At 51.2% G+C, this 19,959-nt stretch carries 21 protein-coding genes; all 21 read left to right on the top strand.

Translation table 11 applies throughout. The annotated features are described in order from the left end of the window. The first annotated feature begins 183 nt into the window (after positions 1-183). Entirely contained in the window at positions 184-1,320 is a 1,137-nt protein-coding gene (locus tag VMW30_00775) for a glycosyltransferase (GenBank protein HUW86902.1), read from the top strand. Next, the gene (locus tag VMW30_00770) at positions 1,317-2,336 is read left to right on the top strand and encodes a glycosyltransferase (GenBank protein HUW86901.1); all 1,020 of its coding nucleotides are present in this window, start codon (positions 1,317-1,319) and stop codon (positions 2,334-2,336) included. Before VMW30_00775 ends, VMW30_00770 begins: the two co-directional genes overlap by 4 nt. A 103-nt stretch (positions 2,337-2,439) precedes the next feature. Further along, positions 2,440-2,892, top strand: a complete 453-nt coding sequence (gene rplM / locus VMW30_00765) for a 50S ribosomal protein L13 (GenBank protein ID HUW86900.1) — start codon at positions 2,440-2,442, stop codon at positions 2,890-2,892. Positions 2,893-2,908: 16 nt separating this feature from the next. Next, positions 2,909-3,397: a 30S ribosomal protein S9 gene (gene rpsI / locus VMW30_00760; protein ID HUW86899.1), complete on the top strand. Its 489-nt coding sequence runs from the start codon at positions 2,909-2,911 to the stop codon at positions 3,395-3,397. A 29-nt stretch (positions 3,398-3,426) separates the two neighbouring features. After that, a complete protein-coding gene (glmM, locus tag VMW30_00755; GenBank protein HUW86898.1) occupies positions 3,427-4,767 on the top strand; it encodes a phosphoglucosamine mutase in 1,341 nt (446 codons plus the stop codon). Between the two features lie 3 nt (positions 4,768-4,770). Then, positions 4,771-6,609, top strand: coding sequence for a glutamine--fructose-6-phosphate transaminase (isomerizing) (gene glmS / locus VMW30_00750; protein ID HUW86897.1), 1,839 nt, complete (start codon positions 4,771-4,773; stop codon positions 6,607-6,609). Beyond that, entirely contained in the window at positions 6,610-7,278 is a 669-nt protein-coding gene (locus VMW30_00745; protein ID HUW86896.1) for a phosphatase PAP2 family protein, read from the top strand. A 14-nt stretch (positions 7,279-7,292) separates the two neighbouring features. After that, a complete protein-coding gene (locus VMW30_00740; protein HUW86895.1) occupies positions 7,293-7,637 on the top strand; it encodes a holo-ACP synthase in 345 nt (114 codons plus the stop codon). Continuing rightward, positions 7,637-8,773, top strand: a complete 1,137-nt coding sequence (gene alr, locus VMW30_00735) for an alanine racemase (GenBank protein HUW86894.1) — start codon at positions 7,637-7,639, stop codon at positions 8,771-8,773. Before VMW30_00740 ends, alr begins: the two co-directional genes overlap by 1 nt. Then, positions 8,770-9,534 carry an ABC transporter ATP-binding protein gene (locus tag VMW30_00730; GenBank protein HUW86893.1) on the top strand — a complete coding sequence of 255 codons (765 nt, stop codon included), beginning with the start codon at positions 8,770-8,772 and terminating at the stop codon, positions 9,532-9,534. Before alr ends, VMW30_00730 begins: the two co-directional genes overlap by 4 nt. After that, positions 9,531-10,241: an ABC transporter ATP-binding protein gene (locus VMW30_00725; GenBank protein HUW86892.1), complete on the top strand. Its 711-nt coding sequence runs from the start codon at positions 9,531-9,533 to the stop codon at positions 10,239-10,241. The genes VMW30_00730 and VMW30_00725 overlap by 4 nt, the downstream gene beginning before the upstream one ends. Before the next feature lie 17 nt (positions 10,242-10,258). Beyond that, positions 10,259-11,167: a branched-chain amino acid ABC transporter permease gene (locus VMW30_00720; protein ID HUW86891.1), complete on the top strand. Its 909-nt coding sequence runs from the start codon at positions 10,259-10,261 to the stop codon at positions 11,165-11,167. Next, a complete protein-coding gene (locus VMW30_00715; GenBank protein ID HUW86890.1) occupies positions 11,160-12,161 on the top strand; it encodes a branched-chain amino acid ABC transporter permease in 1,002 nt (333 codons plus the stop codon). The genes VMW30_00720 and VMW30_00715 overlap by 8 nt, the downstream gene beginning before the upstream one ends. Positions 12,162-12,195: 34 nt before the next feature. Further along, positions 12,196-13,503 carry an ABC transporter substrate-binding protein gene (locus VMW30_00710; protein HUW86889.1) on the top strand — a complete coding sequence of 436 codons (1,308 nt, stop codon included), beginning with the start codon at positions 12,196-12,198 and terminating at the stop codon, positions 13,501-13,503. Between the two features lie 14 nt (positions 13,504-13,517). Continuing rightward, entirely contained in the window at positions 13,518-15,158 is a 1,641-nt protein-coding gene (locus VMW30_00705) for a hypothetical protein (GenBank protein HUW86888.1), read from the top strand. 114 nt (positions 15,159-15,272) lie between these two features. After that, positions 15,273-15,713: a tRNA (adenosine(37)-N6)-threonylcarbamoyltransferase complex ATPase subunit type 1 TsaE gene (gene tsaE, locus VMW30_00700; protein ID HUW86887.1), complete on the top strand. Its 441-nt coding sequence runs from the start codon at positions 15,273-15,275 to the stop codon at positions 15,711-15,713. Beyond that, on the top strand, positions 15,710-16,312 hold the full coding sequence (gene tsaB / locus VMW30_00695) for a tRNA (adenosine(37)-N6)-threonylcarbamoyltransferase complex dimerization subunit type 1 TsaB (protein ID HUW86886.1): 603 nt from the start codon (positions 15,710-15,712) through the stop codon (positions 16,310-16,312). Before tsaE ends, tsaB begins: the two co-directional genes overlap by 4 nt. After that, complete coding sequence (gene rimI, locus VMW30_00690; protein HUW86885.1) at positions 16,309-16,764, top strand: ribosomal protein S18-alanine N-acetyltransferase; 456 nt, start codon at positions 16,309-16,311, stop codon at positions 16,762-16,764. Before tsaB ends, rimI begins: the two co-directional genes overlap by 4 nt. Then, entirely contained in the window at positions 16,761-17,810 is a 1,050-nt protein-coding gene (gene tsaD, locus VMW30_00685; GenBank protein ID HUW86884.1) for a tRNA (adenosine(37)-N6)-threonylcarbamoyltransferase complex transferase subunit TsaD, read from the top strand. Before rimI ends, tsaD begins: the two co-directional genes overlap by 4 nt. Before the next feature lie 152 nt (positions 17,811-17,962). Continuing rightward, on the top strand, positions 17,963-18,259 hold the full coding sequence (gene groES / locus VMW30_00680) for a co-chaperone GroES (GenBank protein HUW86883.1): 297 nt from the start codon (positions 17,963-17,965) through the stop codon (positions 18,257-18,259). Continuing rightward, complete coding sequence (gene groL, locus VMW30_00675) at positions 18,260-19,894, top strand: chaperonin GroEL (protein HUW86882.1); 1,635 nt, start codon at positions 18,260-18,262, stop codon at positions 19,892-19,894. The last annotated feature ends 65 nt before the right edge of the window (positions 19,895-19,959 follow it).

Here is a 19,959-nt window from a genome sequence, read left to right as displayed (position 1 = left end):
GCTGTGAAAAAGAATGTTGCACGCTCATGATTCTGTGTAACTCCTGCGAGTTGTCGTTGCACGCTTGATCGTAATAGCCAGAATGAAGATTGCAGGTCTAGTATCAAAAAGTTACTGAATGCGGGGGAATATCTAAACCGCGGCGTTCTGGAAGGTGACTCTATCCTCTGAAAGGCGTCCAACATGAGTATTCGATTCGGATTCGTCAGTACGTATCCACCGACGCACTGTGGCATTGCCACTTTTAGCAACTCACTCATGAGTGCAATACGTGATCTTGGACGACATACAACCTCGGTAGTGCGCCTAGTAGATAAGGGCGCAAATGAGCCTGAACGTTCGGTAAGTCCTGAAATTCTTAGGACTCTTCATGCGGGCAATTCTGAATCACTCGCCAGTGCGGTCGCCGCACTCAACGCGATGGACATTGCGGTGATTCAACACGAATTTGGTATTTACGGTGGAGTGGACGGTGACGAGGTTCTCGACATCCTTAAAGGCTTGCGGATTCCCTCGATCGTTGTGGTACATACGGTCCTAATCACTCCCACATGGCATCAACGGATAGTTTTCACGCAGTTAACTAAAAGCGCCTCAGCTGTGGTGACGATGAGCAATACTGCGCGTGATCTGCTGGTCTCAAAATATTGCGTCGAACCCTCCAAGATTTTTGTCCTGCCTCATGGCGCTCCTGCTTTTCCGGATGTAATGGCCGAAGATCTTGCCAGTCGGCCACTGATTCTTACGTGGGGATTGATCGGACCTGGCAAAGGAATCGAATGGGGAATTGACGCGATGGACAGACTTCGCGACCTGGAGCCTGCTCCTCGCTATCTCGTGGCTGGGCGTACGCACCCTAAAGTTCTTGAAAACGAAGGGGAGGCGTACCGAGAGAGCCTTCGGCGGCGCATTGGGAAACTCAACCTGACTGACGTAGTAGAACTCAATGCTGATTATTTGAGTGACGGCGAACTCGCGGTCCTCGTCGCATCCGCATCTGTGGTCTTACTCCCGTATGACTCAACTGAGCAAATGACTTCTGGTGTCCTTATTGAAGCGGTTACAGCCGGTCGCCCGGTGGTTGCAACGAATTTTCCTCATGCCATTGAACTTCTTGGAGATGACGTGGGAATAGTTGTACCGCACCATGATCCAGATGCGATTGCACAAGCACTCCGAGTTATTATCCAAGATCCTGCTGCTGCTACCGCGTTCTCGCAGCGCGCAAAAGAAATTGGCGCCGAACTTCTCTGGCCATCTGTTGCCGCTCGATATGTGAAACTTGCAAGGGCGTTGATTCGGGCGGAGGCTGCAGCATGATTGGTCAGACATTTCCTCGGCCAACGTTCTTGCACCTCAAGCGTCTCACTACGAAATTTGGACTACAGGAACACGCACTCCTGGATGTGCCTCGTCCCGAACATGGATACTGTGTTGATGATGTTGCGCGAGGATTAATTTTGCTCTGTCGCGAACCAGAACTTGATTCAATAGAACTTGCGATGCTCGAACTCTATTTGGATTTCACACTGAGAGCGGTTTCTGAAGATGGTGGTTGCCACAACCGGATGGATTCAGAAGGAAATTGGGCGGACCAACCTGGCAGGGGTGATTGGTGGGGGCGGGCGATGTGGGGACTTGGATTTGCCGCTGCCCATGCGCCTCTAGCAGGTCAACGCCTTCGAGCAGTTGAAGGATTTCACACGCTTGCTAGAACTACGTCACCTGATTTGAAGTCGCTCTCTTTTGCGAGTTTAGGTGCTGGCGAATTACTGCTCGCCTACCCAGACAATTCCGATGCACTAAGCGTTTTAAAGGGAGCTCGGAAACGATTGGCGCGCTCGAGCTCTACACATTGGATCTGGCCGGAGAAGCGGTTGAGTTATAGCAACGGCTCTGTTGCCGAGGCGGTCATACTTATTGGATGGGTACTAGGTGACGCACCAACGTTGGCCCAAGGAATTTCCATGCTGGAGTTCCTGCTTGATATAGAGATGAGTTCGGGCCATTTTTCCGTGACTCCAGTTGATGGGCGTGGAGATGACGGGGGAATGAGCTTTGATCAGCAACCGATTGAAATCGCAGCAATTGCAGACGCATGCGCTAGGGCATTTCAAGTCACCGGAGAGGCGCGCTGGGCGGAGAAAGTCCAACTGGCTTGGAGCTGGTTCCTAGGAAATAATGACAGAGGCGTTGCGATGTTTGATCCTGAGACCGGAGGAGGCTATGACGGACTCCACGATCGAGGTCCTAACTTGAATCAGGGCGCAGAATCGACGATTTCCATGCTCTCTACGGCTCAACAGGCTCTCAAAACCAGTCTCTCGGGCCCATAAATCCCTGTTTTGACCCACCTACACCCACACAGGTACCCTTACTCTCCTGCGCTACGAGGGCGCCGTATGGAAAAAGTCATTAAGTAGAAGCGAGGGCAAGAGCGTGCGTACATATAGTCCAAAGCCTGGCGATGCAGTGCGTAAGTGGCACGTCATCGACGCCGAAGGCGTTGTATTGGGTCGCTTAGCTACTCATGCGGCCGCGCTGTTGCGTGGCAAGCACAAGCCAACCTTCGCTCCTCACATGGATATGGGTGACTTTGTCATCGTTATTAATGCAGAGAAGATTGCACTCTCCGGTTCAAAGACAACTCAGAAGTTTGCGCACCAACACTCTGGTTTCCCAGGCGGCCTAACGTCGACCGTGTATGGCGACCTCTTGGTTAAGCACCCAACCCGCGCGGTCGAGAAGGCAATTAAGGGCATGTTGCCCAAGAACACGCTTGGACGTGCAGTTGGTAGCAAGCTCAAGGTTTATGCCGGCGCCGAACATCCACATGCAGCACAAGCACCAACCCCATATGTCTTCGAGCAAGTTTCACAGATCATTAAGTAGAGGAAACGAATAAATGATGTCTGATAACAACGTAATTGATGATCTAGACGAGACTGAAGTTCCTACTTCATATACTTCTTCGACTCCTGCCGCGGCAACCAACCGCCCTGCAATCAAGTCACCAGGTGGTGGAACAGGCCGTCGTAAAGAAGCAGTTGCTCGCGTACGTCTGGTACCAGGCACAGGTCGCTGGGTAGTAAACGGTAAGGCACTTGATGTGTACTTCCCAAACAAGGTCCACCAACAATTGATTTCCGAACCATTCCGTACCGTTGGTGCAGAGAATGGTTATGACGTATTTGCACGTATCGATGGTGGAGGAGTATCTGGTCAGGCCGGTGCACTTCGCTTAGGTGTTGCGCGCGCGCTCAACCAAATTGATGAAGAAGCGCATCGCCCAGCACTCAAGAAGGCCGGCTTTCTTACTCGTGACGCTCGCGTCATTGAGCGTAAGAAGTATGGTCTAAAGAAGGCTCGTAAGCGCTCGCAGTACAGCAAGCGTTAATTCACATCCGCGATATTTAGTCCGCGAATATGGCGCTCTTTGGCACCGATGGTATTCGTGGCTTAGCCAATCGAGATATCACCGCTGAGTTGGCGCTTGACGTTGCGGTTGCCGCTGCCCACATTCTTGTAGAAAGTTTGGGCTCAACCAAAACTCGTCCGCGTGCAATAGTCGGTCAGGATTCACGTGCATCTGGAGAATTTCTTGAGGCAGCAATTGTCGCTGGATTGACCAGTGCGGGTGTTGATGTTTACCGAGTTGGTATTTTACCGACTCCCGCAATCGCTTTTTTGGTGGCCGATAGTGGTGCAGATCTTGGCGTGGTGATCAGCGCCTCTCACAATCCGATGCCCGATAACGGGATCAAGATATTTGCCCGGGGTGGTGGAAAACTAGATGATTCACTGGAGGCGGCGATTGAAGGTCGCCTTCGTGAGCCATGGAAGCGTCCCATCGGCAAAGATGTTGGGCGCGCGATAAACGATGACACAGCGGCAGAGCGGTACTTGAATCACCTACTTTCTACCGTTGATACTCAGCTTGATGGATTGAAAGTCGTTGTTGACTGCGCAAATGGCGCATCTTCCTATGTAGCTCCTGAGGCTCTGCGCCGTGCTGGTGCAGAAGTGATTGCAATTTCGGATTACCCAAACGGTTGGAACATCAATGAGAATTGCGGTTCTACCCATATGGAGTCACTGCGTGAGAAAGTTATTGAAACTTCAGCTGATATCGGCATTGCACATGATGGAGATGCCGATCGTTGCTTAGCGATTGATGCACACGGAAATATCATCGATGGCGATCAGATCATGACGATTCTGGCAATAGGTTTGAAAGAGCGCGGCTTACTCAAGAGCAATTGTGTTGTGGGCACGGTTATGAGCAACTTGGGTTTTATGAAGGCGATGAAGGAAGCTCAAATCGATGTCATCACGACGCCTGTGGGGGATCGGTATATATTGGAAAGACTCATCGACTCTGATTGCACACTCGGCGGTGAGCAATCCGGACACGTTATTTTGAAACACTTCGCCAACACCGGCGATGGAGTTCTTACTGCTCTTACCTTGCTGCAAGAATTAAAGCGATCCGGTAAGAGTGCCAACGAGTTGGCAAGTGCAATGACTAAATTTCCACAGGTTCTGATAAATGTTAGAGATGTTGCAAAGGAAAAACTGTCAGCATCCACGGCCATTCAAAATGCGATTCGTGCGGCTGAAGCCGAATTGGGCGAAAGCGGTCGCGTTTTGCTGCGCCCATCGGGAACTGAACCATTAATTCGCGTGATGGTCGAAGCCTCAAGTGATAGCGTTGCCTCTACTATTGCAACATCGCTTGCCGAGGTCGTGCAGCAGGAATTGGGGTAAACCATGTGTGGAATTGTGGGTTACACAGGACCGCAATCTGCCATCACACCACTTATCGAGGGACTGCGTCGTCTTGAGTATCGCGGGTATGACTCCGCTGGAATCGCTCTTGGAACCGCAGGCAAGTTATATGTAGAAAAAAAAGCTGGCAAACTATCGAATCTCGAGGCGGCACTTAACGGAACCCTTCCGGTAGTCCATAGCGGAATTGGTCATACTCGGTGGGCCACACATGGTGGACCAACTGACCGCAATGCACATCCGCATTTGGACAACGAGGGCAAGCTTGCTGTCATTCACAACGGAATCATTGAGAACTACACGCAACTTCGTGTAGATCTCGAATCCAAGGGTCACAAATTCGAATCCGAAACTGACACAGAGTCGGTCGCGCATCTGCTGAGCGACCTTCGCAAATCACATAATGGAGATCTATCTGCGGCCATGCGTCAAGCAGTGCAGTATTTACGTGGTTCTTTTACTCTCCTAGCTATGCACGCCGATGCACCGAATGTGATCGTCGGCGTTAGAAGGAATTCTCCTCTGGTGGTTGGTTTGGGCAATGGCGAGAATTTCCTGGCATCCGATGTGGCTGCATTTATTGACTACACCAAGCGTGCGGTCGAATTGGGTCAGGATGAAGTCGTAACGATAACTCCCGAAGGAATCATTGTTACCGATCTTGAAGGCGTGGTTCTTAAGCCACGGGAGTACGAGATCACCTGGGATTCAAGCGCCGCACAAAAAGGCGGTTTTAACCATTTTATGCTCAAGGAAATTTTCGAGCAACCTAAGGCCGTTGCGGATACCTTACTTGGTCGCTTAAACGAAAATAATGAAATTGTTCTAGACGAACTTCATTTGACAAGTGAGGAAATTAAGAATCTGAAGAAGATAGTGGTTCTTGCCTGCGGTACTGCTTATCACGCGGGAATGCTCGCGAAGTACGCGATTGAGAAGTGGGCAAACATTATCGTAGAAGTAGAACTTGCCAGTGAATTTCGTTATCGCGACCCTTTGATCGACTCCCAAACGCTGGTAATTGCGATCTCGCAATCTGGGGAGACTATGGACACGTTGATGGCTCTACGCCATGCGAAAGCTGGGGGCGCGCGAATTCTTGCAGTCTGTAATACAAATAGTTCGACCATTCCGCGCGAATCCGATGCGGTTCTGTATACGCACGCAGGACCTGAGATCGCCGTTGCATCGACAAAGGCATTTTTAACGCAGGTTATCGCCGTCTATCTCATTGGTCTTTACCTGGCTCAGATGCGCGGGGTGATGTCGGGAGAAGAGGTCCGATCAATTTTCGATGAAATGACCGAGTTGCCTTCAAAAATCGAGCAAATTTTGGAAACAGTCGAGCCTTTGCGTGAGCTCACTCGCACTTTCGCACAGTCAACTTCAGTTCTCTTTCTCGGCCGAAACGTCGGCTTCCCGGTTGCCCTTGAAGGGGCACTCAAGCTTAAGGAACTTGCATATATGCATGCCGAAGGCTTTGCCGGAGGTGAGTTGAAGCACGGGCCGATTGCTCTGATCGAAGAGGGCACACCGGTTATCGCCATTCTTCCTTTCGGCCACGAGCATGGTTTGGACGAGAAGATGCTTAGTAATGTGCAAGAGGTCAAGGCTCGCGGCGCGAAGGTGATCGTCATTGCCGAGGAGAAGGCCGAAGTTACAGGAGCGGCTCACATCATTCGCATTCCAGGATCACTACCTTTGCTTCAGCCAATTTTGGCAACGGTGCCACTACAAGTCTTTGCATACGAAATGGCCGTCACACGGGGCAATGATGTGGATCAACCGCGTAATCTTGCAAAATCGGTGACTGTCGAATAAATGATCATGCAGGTGGGTCTTCGTCGGCAACAGATGGGTCGAGCACTTCGTTGGTCGGGGCTGCTTTTTGTCGGTTTTCTCATTGTCACTCAACAAGTGATGTCGAATGGCCCTCTCATTGATGTAGATGCAAAAATCGCGGAGGCGCAAAGATATCGATTTGGCGGTTTTGCCGACTTCGCACTTCGCAAACTGGATAATTTGGGTCTGCGCGGTTTGACCGGAACTATTCTCATAATCGCGGCGATTCTTATCTCGCGCCAATTTAAATCTTGGCGCCCCCTCAACCTCGCAATACTTGCACTACTATCACTCAACTTTGTTGTAGGCGTTTCAAAACTAGCAATAGGGCGCACCAAGCCCCGCCTCAATATTGATCTCATACATGCGGGCGGCATGTCTTATCCCAGCGGGCATGCTTCTAACGCACTTCTCTCATGGGGCGTGCTCGCTTACTTGATTTATCGGTACACGCACCGCGAGGTGTTTCATGGCCAAGTGCTGGCAATCATGGTCGGTGTCATCACCATGACCGTCTGCATCGTTTCGTTGATCCGAACCACCCACTGGTTCTCGGACCTGATCGGCGGCCTCTTCATTGGTGGCTCTCTGCTGGTATTAATAATTGCTATAGATCGATATTTTCCTTCTGAAAGACAACCTTCCTGACTTAGTATTGGTGCATGATCGAGGGCATCGGTATTGATGTAGTAAATATTGAGAGGTTCGCTCAGTCACTCGAAAGAACCCCCGGCCTCATTGATCGCCTGTTTACGCAAGCGGAGCAGAGCAAGTCCATCTCCTCGTTGGCGGCACGCTTTGCCGCAAAGGAGGCTCTGGCAAAGGCGCTCAATGCAGGCAAAGGTCTCCTCTGGCTGGACGCAGAAGTAATCAATCTTGAGACCGGTAAGCCCGTCTTTCTTTTCCGAGGTGAGATCGCCGAGATCATTGATGGAGCTAGCGTGCACCTTTCAATCTCCCACGACTCTGGCATTGCCTCCGCTATCGTGATTGTCGAACGACTGTAATGGGCAATCGCGCGCAAGTCGAGGTCGACCTTTCTGCAATTAGTCACAACCTTCACTTATTGCAGCAGCACGCGGGTGTAGCCGTTATGGCGGTAGTAAAGGCGGATGCTTACGGCCACGGATTAGTTCCGGTTTCGAGAGCGGCCGTAACTGCAGGTGCCTCATGGTTAGGTGTTGCACTTCTTGAGGAGGCTCTCGCGTTGCGAAGCGCTGAGATTGCAATCCCCATTCTTGCTTGGCTAGTTCCACCCGGATCGAATTACCAAAGCGCAATAGCGGGCGATATTGATTTGGCGGTCCCCTCCATCGCGATCTTTCAAGAAATTTGCGTTGCAAGTCGGCATCTCAACAAACGCGCACGGATTCACATCGAGGTCGATACAGGAATGACTCGAGGAGGATTTCTCTATGAGTGGCAGTCATTTCTTGACTTGCTTACTATTTCAAGAGATGAAGTAGAAGTGGTTGGTCTCTTTTCGCATTTTGCCCGTGCCGATGAACCCGGAGAACTTCAAAATTCGCTTCAACTCAAGCGTTTTATAGAGATGTCAGACGATCTCAATGAGATAGGAATTGAACCTGCGATTCACCATCTCTCTAACTCGGCAGCCAGCCTGATAGATGCCGCATCGCACTTCGACATGGTACGAACCGGGATCGCAATGTACGGTTTGACTCCTGATCTTGAGCATCTTGGTACTTCTAAAGATTTAGGATTGAAACCAGCGATGACATTAAGGGCAAAAATTCATCTTGTTAAAGACGTGTTATCGGAAACACCAGTTGGTTATGGGGCAACGGCGCGTACGGAAAAAGATACAAAGCTTGGAGTTATCGCGATGGGATATGCCGACGGAATCCCCAGAATTGCCAAGAATGCTGGCGTCTTTCACGATGGAAGAAGGGCGCCTATTATCGGCCGGGTGTCCATGGATCAATTTGTCGTTGATCTTGGGGCGGATTCGACTGCTGAGGCGGGAGAGTGGGTCACGATCTTTGGTTCAGGTGATGCCGGCGAGTACACCGCCGATGACTGGGGCCACGCAAGTCAGAGCATCAATTATGAAATTGTTACCCGTATTGGACCACGTGTTCCCAGAGTTTATAAACCTATTATCCGGGTGGAAGATCAATGAACTCGCAAACCGCTCTTTTAGCCACCAAAAAACTCTCCGTCGAATTCGGTGGCTTGAAAGCCCTCCACGATATCTATTTTGAACTGCACGAGAATGAAGTGGTCGGTGTCATCGGCCCAAATGGTGCAGGCAAGACGACGCTCTTTAACGCGCTCTGTGGACTGGTTACTCCTTCGGATGGAGAACTCATTCTCAATGGAAAATCTCACAAGTGGCCTCGGACCCATGAGTTGGCAGACTTGGGAATAGCCCGAACTTTGCAAGGTGTCGGCCTCTTTCCTGATCTGACGGTCGTGGAGAATGTCATGATCGGCGCGCAGAAGTTCGCTCACTCGGGATTGATTTCGGCTGCTCTAGGAAGAAGCAGGGATGAGACCAAGTTGCGCAACCGCGCGATGCTCGCCTTGGAACGCGTTTACGCTACGAGGCTCGCGAATCGACGCGCAGACACTCTTTCTTATCCAGATACCAAGCGAGTAGCCATCGCGCGGGCGCTTGCCAGTGAACCCAAGATTCTTATGCTCGATGAACCCGCCGGTGGTCTTGGTGGTGAAGATATTGCCTGGATGAATTCGCTTATTCACAATCTTAAATCCCAGTGTTCAATTCTTCTGGTTGAGCACCACATGGATGTAGTCATGTCCGTATGTGATCGTTTGTATGTTCTAAATTTTGGACAGACGATTTCAAGTGGCGCAGCCGAATTGGTCCGCCGCGACCCTGCCGTGATTGCTGCTTATCTCGGAGTGAGTGAGACATGACACTTATCGTTTCTGATCTGGTCGTGGATCATGGTGCAATTCGCGCCATCAATAATATTTCCTTCCGAGTTGAAGAAGGACAGCTCGCAGCAGTCATCGGTGCAAACGGAGCAGGAAAGACCACGTTACTTAGGACTCTCTCGGGGCTCACGCAAGCAACGGGAGGTTCTGCGACGTGGCATGGGTCCGAGTTGCTTTACTCGAAACCAGAGAAATTAGTCCGACGTGGTGTTTCGCACGCCTCTGAGGGTAAATCCGTTATTGCCGAACTAACTGTGAAAGAGAATTTGGATTTGGGTGCGTTATGGCGAAAGAATTCTGATGAAGCCAGCGCAACACAAGAGATGATTCTTGAAACGTTTCCTCGCCTTTCTGAACGTCTTGATCAGCAAGCAGATACTCTCTCGGGCGGCGAGCGACAGATGCTTGCTATTGGACGCGCGCTAATGTCGAAACCATCGCTTCTGCTGCTAGACGAACCTTCGCTGGGCTTGGCACCTCTCGTTGTTGCGCAAATATTCCAGAGTATCCAGGCTCTTACGTCGCAGATGGGTTTGACCGTTGTGCTCGTAGAGCAGAATGCAATGAGCGCCCTTAAGATTGCAGATCTGGGGATCGTTCTTAATCTTGGACGAATCGCAGCTCATGATTCTGCACAACATCTCATTGCCAACCCCCAGGTCCGCGCGGCCTACCTTGGTTATTGAGGAGATACCAAATAACTATGTATCAATTCATTAATACCGTTCTCATTGGAATTACATCTGGGGCGATCTACTCGTTGATGGCTATCGCACTTGTACTGGTCTGGCGCAGCACTCGAGTAGTGAATTTTGCCCAAGCGGGTCAGGCTCTTGTCTCTACGTATATTGGCTATGCTGTCATCCAAAGTTTTCACTCCTTCTGGCTTGCTTTGTTGATCGCCATGCTTGCAGGAGCCGCAGTATCTGCCCTGGTTGACGCGCTATTTATGCGCACGCTTTTCAAGAGGGCAGCACAAGGTCCCATTGCAGGAGTGGCACCGATCATCGCAACCCTTGGATTACTTGGATTAATCCGCAGTTTGTTAGGATTCGCTGTTGGGAACAAGGACATGAGCATCCGTCCTCCTGTTTCTAATATCGGCTACACGATCTCGGGGCACACTCTGGCATTCTCTCCTCTCAAACTCCTCATAGTCAGTTCCGTTCTCTTCCTTATGCTGGTCCTTTCGCTCATCTTTCAGCACACGAATGTAGGTCTGGCATTGCGTGCCTCTGCCTATGCACCAGAGATCGCTCGCCTGGCAGGTGTGCGAGTAGATGGAATTCGCACTCTTGGTTGGGCACTTGCTGGAGCCGCAGGCGCGGCGGCCGGGATGTTGCAAACTCCCGACGGTAATGGGGCTCTTTCGCCCGACTCACTCGAATTTAGTTTGTTACTCGTTTTTGGATTCATCGCCGCGGTCATTGGAGGCTTGGAGAGTCTGATTGGTGCTGTTGTTGGTGGTCTCTTACTTGGTCTCGTTCTGGCATTTGTCTTGACTTACATAAGTGGATCGCTTGTCTTTATCACGGCATTTGCCGTCTTGATCGTCGTACTGCTGGTGAGACCAAATGGTTTGATTGGGACGAAACGAGTTCGCCGTGCATAAATTTCTCCACTCAAATTTTGGGCGACTCACATTCTTTATTGGGATTGGTATCTTCTTATTTCTCCTTGGCAACCGTGTCGACGAACTGCGTGTTTATCAAGGTGCGACGCTTGCGATGTACGTTGTCGCAATTGCCTCGCTGATTCTTCTCACGGGCTACTCCGGCCAAGTTTCGCTAGGACATGGCGCGCTACTTGCGATCGGTGGATATTCGGCAGCCCTTGCCCGCAATCATCTCTCTGCACCCGTATGGATCTGTTTCGTCATCGCCATCCTCGTTGCAGGGCTGGCCGGCGCGGTCCTTGGTACTGCCGCTGCGCGATTGTCGGGACCGTACCTGGCGGGAACCACCTTGGCACTGGCGGTGGGATTACCTTCGATCGCCAATCAGTTTGGGATTCTCGGAGGCGAGCAAGGACTCCTCTTCGATGTCGGTTTCCCACCCCTGAGCCTGGGGGAGGAGTTCACTCAATATAAGTGGTATTTCTGGATTGCCTCTCTGGCTGCCTTGATCTCCTTGTGGTGGCTCCAGAACATTCTCCGATCGCGCTATGGCAGGACTTGGCGGGCGGTCCGCGGCAATGAGGTGGCGGCAGAATTGGCAGGAATCCACGCCGGAAAATCCAAAACTCTAGCTTTTACTATCAGTTCAGGACTGGCTGGCCTGGCAGGTGCCCTTCTGGCGATGACGATTAGCACCGTCTCTCCCAGCGCATTCCCACTTACCCTTTCTTTTGCCCTACTAACTGGGGCGGTTCTCTCTGGCGTAACCACCCTTGCTGGGGTCATGATTGGCGCACTGACCTTGGTCGTGACCCCCGAGATCGCCGATGCGATATCCAATCGCTTTGCGAATTCGGAGAACGTGACCACAAACCTTCCCGGGTTATTGGTGAGCGCATTATTGATTCTGGTGGTCCTTCTCGTTCCAAATGGGCCAGTAGAGCAGATGCGAACAGTTCGCCATCGAAAGAAGGCGGATACTCACAAGTAACACGGGCTAACTATCCCTTGATGGAAGGAAATACATGATCGTAATTAATCGTCGGAGGCTCCTTGTGGCTTCTGCGGTGCTCGCGACTTGCGGACTCGTCATTTCGACGGTTCCCGCGCAAGCCTTCTCGCCTCGCACTGAAGTTGGTGTAACGGCAAAGTCGATCAAACTCGGCGTCACAATTCCCATGACCGGAGCAGCATCGCCCGGATACAACAAGATCCCTTCAGCCATGAAGGCATATTTTGATTATGTCAATGCTAATGGCGGAGTAAACGGTAGGAAAATTACTTTAATCGTTAAAGATGATCAGTATGTCCCGACCCTTGCTGTTGCGAAGACCAACGAATTGATTCTAAGAGACAAGGTTTTTGCACTACTGGGTCCACTAGGTACCGCAAATATCAAAGCAGTTGCCGCTTCTGTCAATCCTGCTCGCCGTGGGATTCCGGTTCTTTTTGTTAATACCGGTTACAGCGGATTCGCAATTAAGAAAACCTACCCAACGACCTTCTCTCTATTTCCTTCCTACATAATGGAAGCAAAGGTAATGGCCCAGTACATTAAGGAGACTTTTCCGGATAAGAAAATCGGTCTTCTTTACCAAGATGATGATTTTGGTGTTGATGCCCTGGCTGGTTTCAAACAAGCTGGCTTAACCTTTTCAGTGAAAGTTCCTTACGCATCTGGTTCACAAGGTGTTTCAGGTGTGCCCGCAACATGGATCCAGAAATTATCTGCCGCTGGTGCTGAAGTGGTAGTTCTCTTCGGTGTCACCAGCGCGACTGCTGCCGCCCTAGGTACCGCTGCGGTGATGAAGTACGGACCCAAGTGGATACTGGGCTCAGTCGGTGGTGATGCCACGACGATCAAGGCACTCGGTGTTCCTGTAGGGGTTCTCTACGGCGCGATTGGCGCCTCGTACTTACCGGCACCTACTGATACGACTGATGATTACATTAAGTTGTTCCAAGAGATCAATGCCAAGTACAACAATAACGCGGTATTTGATAATAACGTTCTGGTTGGAATGAATGGTGCATTTGTCGCAGTTCAAGCAATTGCCGCAGCAGGTGCGAAGCCAACTCGGAAATCATTGATTGCTGCGATTGAGAAGAAGGGCGCAACATTCTTCGGTGCTGGCCTTGCTCCATTGAATTATTCAGCGACAAACCATGGTGGATACAACGGCTACTGGTTTGGTACTTATAGCCCGACGGGCGAAATGAAGCCAAGCGGCGGCGCGTATACCGTCTACACAACCGACTCTGGAACTGGCGCAGTGGTTAAGTCCACCTATAAGCGTCCAGCAATGCCAGCTAACGGATTGCCGATCAAATAATGAGGACAATACATATGAAGAAGACACGCATTATCTCAACGCTCTCAACGGCGGCACTTGTGTCGATGATGGTGATTGCAATTCCAACTGCGGCGCAAGCGGCCGATCCTGCTTGTGACGGAAAACTCACGGTTAACTCGTGTCAAGGTGTCACAAGTGATTCTGCGCCATACGTCATGCAGGTACCAGGGAACTTCAACGGAACGCTGGTGCTTTATTCACATGGATATCGCCCCAACATTAATGTACCTGCAGGAATTCCTGGTTATGGTGGATATAAAGTCGACAATACCCCGGAACCTGGACCGATCGTTGGTACAAGCGACACATCAGTAATCGCTTATTTACTTAGCAACGGCTATGCGGTTGCTGGTTCTGGATTCGCCCGCCAAGGTTGGAACGTTGACTCTGGAGTTGCAACAGACGTCGAGTTAATCGGGTTATTTAAGCAGAAATTCCCGGCAACAACGCATGTTGTGGCATGGGGCAAATCTCTTGGTGGTGTTATTACTCAAGCACTCGCTGAAACGCATCCTGATCTCGTTGATGCAGTTGCACCTATGTGTGTAGCAGATAGCATCAATGCTGAACTGACCGCAGCCGGCGATTTCCTGTGGGGTGTAAAAACGCTATTTGATCCAACGATCAAAGGCGGTAATTACTCTGCAGGCGCAGCTGGATACGGCGAGGCCATGGGTGACATGGTCAAGTTCTTCACTGTCCTGGGCAAATTGAAGGCAGGTATATCAACCGGTGTTTGGCCAGATACATCAAGTACAACTGGAAAAGCTCTCGCTACTGCTGGAGTTCCATCCCGTAGCGCATTGTTGTTGCTTGGTCTCATGGCGGGGTTGCCAACGCAATCCGCTAACTTTGACTCAATTTCGGGTCCCGAAGGTACGCTAAAAGTGACATTCCCATTGGCGATTAGCCCCGCGCTAGCGATTCTTGAGAATGGCGCAAATGCAGGCGCACTTGCCATCTTGGTTATGCACGATCTCGAAAACCAGACGGGTGGTGCAGTATTTGATAACACCAAGACTGATTACTCAGCACGGGTGGTTGACGAGCGAGTGATCTTCAATGCTGCACTAAGTGGCAACACGGTTATTGATGCACTTCTTGGTGCATTGAGTCCTCTAAATCCGGGAGCGCCACGTGCCGTAGGCAGTGCAACTGCGATTGCAAAGATGAATTCTTTGCTCTCGAACACCGGAAAGATCAATGTTCCAACAATCATGATGGTTGGAACTGCTGATCCAGTTACTCCCGCCGGTGCCACGATGCGTATCGCGAATGCTTACGCAGAACAATATGCAGAGGAATACGCAAAAGTTGTTGCCGATTATGGAAAGACACATGTGTTTGTGCCTCCAATGAAGAAGTTGTTAACCATTTGGAGCACAACACCTGCGGCTTACACCACCTTTACTTCAGCTGGTGCCCCCATAACCACAACGGCTGCTGCTCCCGGAACGAACCACTGTAACTTCACAGCCGCGCAGTACTTGGTAGTTGCGAAGGAGCTAACAACAGTTGGCACCACGGGTTCTTTCATCCACGGTGGCACGCTGGCTCACATGATCCGAGTTGCAAAGAACTTAAGCACGGATCCCTTCTTCAGCCCTCCGTTGATGAAGTTCTATACCGACTAAAAATCCGTCCAAAAAAAGAAGAGGGGGTCTGGGAAACCGGACTCCCTTTTCTATGCCCCTCTCCTTTGCCCTTTTCTTTGCGTCTGCGCCACCTTCTACTAGCCTTGAAGAACTATGGTCAATGTTGCTACGCCAGATGAGATGTTTGAATTGGGAAGACGAATCGGCACCCAGTTGCACCCAGGCGACTTGCTCATCCTCAACGGTCCCCTTGGTGCTGGGAAGACTCTCCTCACGCAGGGGATAGGTGCCTCATTAGGGATTACAGGTATTACCTCGCCTACCTTTGTGATCTCCAGGGTTCATAAAGGGGAGATTCCTTTTATCCATGTTGATGCATACCGACTGATGATTTCAGAGAACCCAACATTTTCTTTTGACGATCTCGATTTGGATACCGAAAGAGAGGGCGCAGTAACCGTGGTTGAGTGGGGTGGCGAACTTGCTTCCCGCCTCTCTGAAGAGAGGCTAGAAATCAATATTGATAGAAGTAGCGATATTCGTACCGTTACCGCAAAAGGATATGGCGCGCGGTGGGAGGGATTTGCGATATGAGTATCTCTTTAGCGATCGATACTTCAACCTCTCGGACTTCTGTGGCAATCATTGATGAGGGTGGACTCCTTTGGCATGGTTACCGCGATGGAGCGACGTCTCATGGAGATGCTCTCCCTGCACTTGTATTGGAGGGGCTCATGACACAACCCGTGGTTGAGCAAGTTGTTGTTGGTATGGGACCCGGACCATTTACCGGCTTGCGCGTTGGAATTGCATTTGCTCGCACATTCGCCTTGGCCCGAACAATTCCGATTATCGGGATCTGTTCATTGGATGCGATAGCGGCATGCGTACGTGAGAGAGATGATTTTATCGTTGCCACAGATGCGCGCCGCAAGGAGATTTATTGGACTCGTTATCAAAGTGGGATGCGAGTCGAGGGACCAAGCGTTGACCTCCCCGCACTTGTAGCCACAAAGGGAATTCCTATGTTCGGCGAGGGAGCGGTTAAGTATTCGATCGCGGCTTCCGATGAGGACCAGTACCCGGATCTGCTGGCACTGGTTGATTTGAGCAAAAACTCTGACATGCGCATAGATGAACCTCTATACATCCGTCATCCAGATGCGGTCCCGACGAGCGAGCGCAACAAATGATTACCTACCGTCCGATGATCTCTTTGGATGTACCAGTTGTTGTAGCCATGGAACGTGAGGTCTACCGCACTGATGCATGGTCTGTCGACCAGTTCAAGGAAGAGTTGGCCAATGTTCCAAAAAATAGGTTCTATCTCGTCGCAGTAAGCCAGACGAGCGAAATAGTTGGATATGCAGGCGTTTTTTCACCCGATTATGGTCTTGATGCAGATGTATTGACCTTGACCGTTGCGGAATCCTTTCGAAGGCAAGGAATTGGCCGGGCAATGTTGCAAGACTTGATTGCCTGGGCGCAAGAGCGCAGAGCGCCTGCCATCTTCCTTGAGGTGCGTGAAGGTAATGAAGAGGCGGCACCCTTGTATTTATCAGAAGGTTTCGAGGAGATATCTCGTCGCAGTAATTACTACTCCTTGGGTGTCAACGCCGTTGTCATGAAAAAGGATCTCCAATGACAACTGGAATTAGTAGCGGGCCACTAGTACTTGGGATCGAGACTTCATGCGATGAGACAGCAATCGGAATTGTCCGTGGACGCACCCTCCTTGCCAACGTCATTGCATCTAGCGTGGAAGAACACGCGCTCTTTGGTGGAGTCGTTCCTGAAATTGCCAGCAGAGCACATCTCGAATCGATGATGATGGTGTTTGAAGCCGCACTTAAGGAATCGAAAGTATCGCTCAAAGATATTGACGCAGTTGCGGTTACTGCCGGACCAGGACTTGTTGGTGCCCTCCTTGTGGGTGTTGCATCGGCGAGTGGATTGGCATTGGGCTTAGGCAAACCACTCTATGGCGTGAACCATTTAGCTGCACACGTTTCGGTCGATCTGCTCACCCACGAGATGCCGGTCGAACCGACGATTGCGCTGCTTGTGAGTGGCGGGCATTCATCGCTACTTCAAGTCGATGACATCACTTCCTCTGTGACCAAACTCGGCGAGAGTATGGATGATGCCGCCGGTGAAGCTTTCGACAAAATTGCACGGGTCATGGGACTCGGATTTCCGGGTGGTCCGGCTATTGATCGTGAAGCCCGTAAAGGAAATCCGCAGGCGATTGATTTCCCGCGCGGTCTTACTCGGGCAAGTGACTGGGCGAGCCGTCCGTTTGATTTCTCTTTCTCTGGACTTAAAACCGCGGTCGCCCGCTATCTGGAAGCCACGCCTGCATATGTCAGAGCCGATGTGGCCGCCTCATTTCAAGAGGCGATTGTTGATGTACTCCTTCTCAAAGCTGTGGCCGCCGCTCGCAAGACTGGGATTGATTCACTCGTGATCGCCGGCGGAGTCGCGGCAAATTCCCGCCTTCGGGAAGTTGCCCAGAAACGCTGTGATGAGGCGAAAATCCGCCTCCGTATTCCTGCTCCAGGCCTTTGTACGGATAACGGAGCAATGGTTGCCGCCCTCGGTTCGCTCATGGTCTCAGCCGGGCGACCAGCTAGTCGGATTGATGTTGAGGCCGACTCCAGCCTTCCCGTGACCACGGTGAGCCTGATTTAAGCCCGGCCTGACTTCAAATTGACCCTGAGGAACGACCCTCCTAGGCTTGGCGTTAGCACTCTCACCCCGAGTCTGCCAACCGCCCTCGCGGGCGGGTGGTGCCGGTGTTGAGATACGAAACCACGTTCGCAATAACTAAAGGAGTAATAAAGATGGCCGTTGCCATTAAGCCACTAGAAGACCGCATCGTAGTTAAGGCTCTAGAAGCCGAGAAGACCACCGCATCTGGGTTGGTCATTCCTGATACCGCTACTGAGAAGCCACAAGAGGGCACTGTTGTTGCAGTTGGTCCAGGTCGCTTTGATGATGGCGCACGTGTGCCGATGGATGTCAAAGTTGGCGATGTTGTTCTTTATAGCAAGTACGGTGGAACTGAAGTGAAGTACAACAATGAAGAATATTTGGTTCTGTCTGCTCGCGACATTCTCGCAGTGATTGAGAAGAACTAAATGGGAAAAATTCTTGAGTTCGATGAGCACGCCCGTCGTGCCATGGAGCGCGGCGTCAACATTCTGGCTGACACCGTCAAGGTAACGCTCGGACCTCGCGGTCGTAACGTCGTTATCGCTAAATCGTACGGCGCACCAACCATTACCAACGACGGTGTAACCATCGCGCGAGAGATCGAACTATCTGATCCCGCCGAGAACATGGGCGCACAGTTGGTGAAGGAAGTTGCAACTAAGACCAACGATGTTGCCGGTGATGGAACAACCACCGCAACCGTTCTTGCGCAAGCAATGGTGAAGGAAGGTCTTCGTAACCTGGCTGCCGGTGCACAACCAATGGATATTAAGTTGGGAATTGAAGCCGCGGTTGCATCCATTATTGAGCGTCTTCGCGAGAATGCCACAGTCGTCAAAGACAAGTCGCAGATCGCCGACGTAGCAACCATCTCCGCACAGGATCGCGCAATCGGCGATCTAATCGCTGAGGCGATGGACAAGGTCGGGAAAGATGGCGTTATCACCGTTGAAGAATCCTCAACGACTGGACTCGAATTGGAGTTCACCGAAGGAATGCAATTCGACAAGGGTTATATCTCTCCATATTTCGTCACTGACCCGGATCGTATGGAGACCGTCCTTGAAGACGCCTACGTCCTGATCAGCGCTAATAAAATCTCTGCACTTGGCGACCTACTTCCTATCTTGGAAAAGATCGCACAGGCCAGCAAGCCACTTCTGATTATTGCTGAAGACATTGAGGGAGAAGCTCTCTCAACTCTCGTCGTGAATAAGATGCGTGGCACTTTCACATCTGCCGCAGTAAAGGCCCCAGGTTTCGGTGATCGCCGCAAGGCGATGTTGCAAGATATTGCAATTCTCACCGGTGGACAGGTTGTCTCGGCTGAGGTTGGAATGAAACTGGATCAGGTTGGCCTTGATGTTCTCGGTCGCGCTCGTCGCATTGTGATCACCAAAGACACTACGACCATCGTTGATGGTGGCGGAGACAAGGTAGCCGTTGCTGCTCGCGTCGGTGAGATCCGCAGCGAACTAGAGAACACAGACTCTGAATGGGATCGCAACAAGCTGCAAGAGCGTGTTGCCAAACTCGCAGGCGGAGTATGCGTTATCAAGGTTGGTGCCTATACCGAGATCGAGTTGAAAGAGAAGAAGCATCGCCTTGAAGATGCGATCTCTGCCACTCGCGCAGCGGTTGAAGAAGGCATTGTTGTCGGAGGCGGAGCAGCACTTGTTCACGCAGCTGACTCACTTGAAGGCGATCTCGGATTCCACGGCGATAAGGCCGTTGGTGTTCGTCTCGTCCGCAAGGCATGCGATGAACCGCTTCGATGGATTGCCGAGAATGCTGGCGTTGAAGGTTACGTCGTAGTTGCCAAAGTCCGTGCAATGAAGCCTCACGAGGGCTACAACGCCGCGACTGGAATCTACGGAGACCTCACCGCTGAAGGCGTGATTGACCCGGTAAAGGTCACTCGCTCTGCGCTCGCAAATGCTGCCTCAATCGCAGCAATGTTCATTACAACCGAAGCGGTTGTCTATGAGCGTCCAGAGAGTGACACTGATGATGCAGGTGGCTCTGGCCACTCGCATGGTCCTGGTGGACATTCTCACTAATTAATTAGTAAGAAGAAACGGGCTTCGCATAACGCGAGGTCCGTTTCTTATTTCTCTTATATTTT

Source organism: Candidatus Paceibacterota bacterium, assembly GCA_035530615.1.
Lineage (GTDB): Bacteria > Actinomycetota > Actinomycetes > Nanopelagicales > Nanopelagicaceae > QYPT01.
The sequence above is the reverse complement of the archived record's forward strand: the minus strand, read 5'-3'. Positions and strand labels throughout refer to the sequence as shown.

Coding starts and splice junctions, on each gene's coding strand:
- VMW30_00775 (HUW86902.1), top strand. CDS start 184: ATGAGTATTCGATTCGGATTCGTCAGTACGTATCCACCGACGCACTGT.
- VMW30_00770 (HUW86901.1), top strand. CDS start 1,317: ATGATTGGTCAGACATTTCCTCGGCCAACGTTCTTGCACCTCAAGCGT.
- rpsI (HUW86899.1), top strand. CDS start 2,909: ATGTCTGATAACAACGTAATTGATGATCTAGACGAGACTGAAGTTCCT.
- glmM (HUW86898.1), top strand. CDS start 3,427: ATGGCGCTCTTTGGCACCGATGGTATTCGTGGCTTAGCCAATCGAGAT.
- glmS (HUW86897.1), top strand. CDS start 4,771: ATGTGTGGAATTGTGGGTTACACAGGACCGCAATCTGCCATCACACCA.
- VMW30_00745 (HUW86896.1), top strand. CDS start 6,610: ATGATCATGCAGGTGGGTCTTCGTCGGCAACAGATGGGTCGAGCACTT.
- VMW30_00740 (HUW86895.1), top strand. CDS start 7,293: ATGATCGAGGGCATCGGTATTGATGTAGTAAATATTGAGAGGTTCGCT.
- alr (HUW86894.1), top strand. CDS start 7,637: ATGGGCAATCGCGCGCAAGTCGAGGTCGACCTTTCTGCAATTAGTCAC.
- VMW30_00730 (HUW86893.1), top strand. CDS start 8,770: ATGAACTCGCAAACCGCTCTTTTAGCCACCAAAAAACTCTCCGTCGAA.
- VMW30_00725 (HUW86892.1), top strand. CDS start 9,531: ATGACACTTATCGTTTCTGATCTGGTCGTGGATCATGGTGCAATTCGC.
- VMW30_00720 (HUW86891.1), top strand. CDS start 10,259: ATGTATCAATTCATTAATACCGTTCTCATTGGAATTACATCTGGGGCG.
- VMW30_00710 (HUW86889.1), top strand. CDS start 12,196: ATGATCGTAATTAATCGTCGGAGGCTCCTTGTGGCTTCTGCGGTGCTC.
- VMW30_00705 (HUW86888.1), top strand. CDS start 13,518: ATGAAGAAGACACGCATTATCTCAACGCTCTCAACGGCGGCACTTGTG.
- tsaE (HUW86887.1), top strand. CDS start 15,273: ATGGTCAATGTTGCTACGCCAGATGAGATGTTTGAATTGGGAAGACGA.
- tsaB (HUW86886.1), top strand. CDS start 15,710: ATGAGTATCTCTTTAGCGATCGATACTTCAACCTCTCGGACTTCTGTG.
- rimI (HUW86885.1), top strand. CDS start 16,309: ATGATTACCTACCGTCCGATGATCTCTTTGGATGTACCAGTTGTTGTA.
- tsaD (HUW86884.1), top strand. CDS start 16,761: ATGACAACTGGAATTAGTAGCGGGCCACTAGTACTTGGGATCGAGACT.
- groES (HUW86883.1), top strand. CDS start 17,963: ATGGCCGTTGCCATTAAGCCACTAGAAGACCGCATCGTAGTTAAGGCT.
- groL (HUW86882.1), top strand. CDS start 18,260: ATGGGAAAAATTCTTGAGTTCGATGAGCACGCCCGTCGTGCCATGGAG.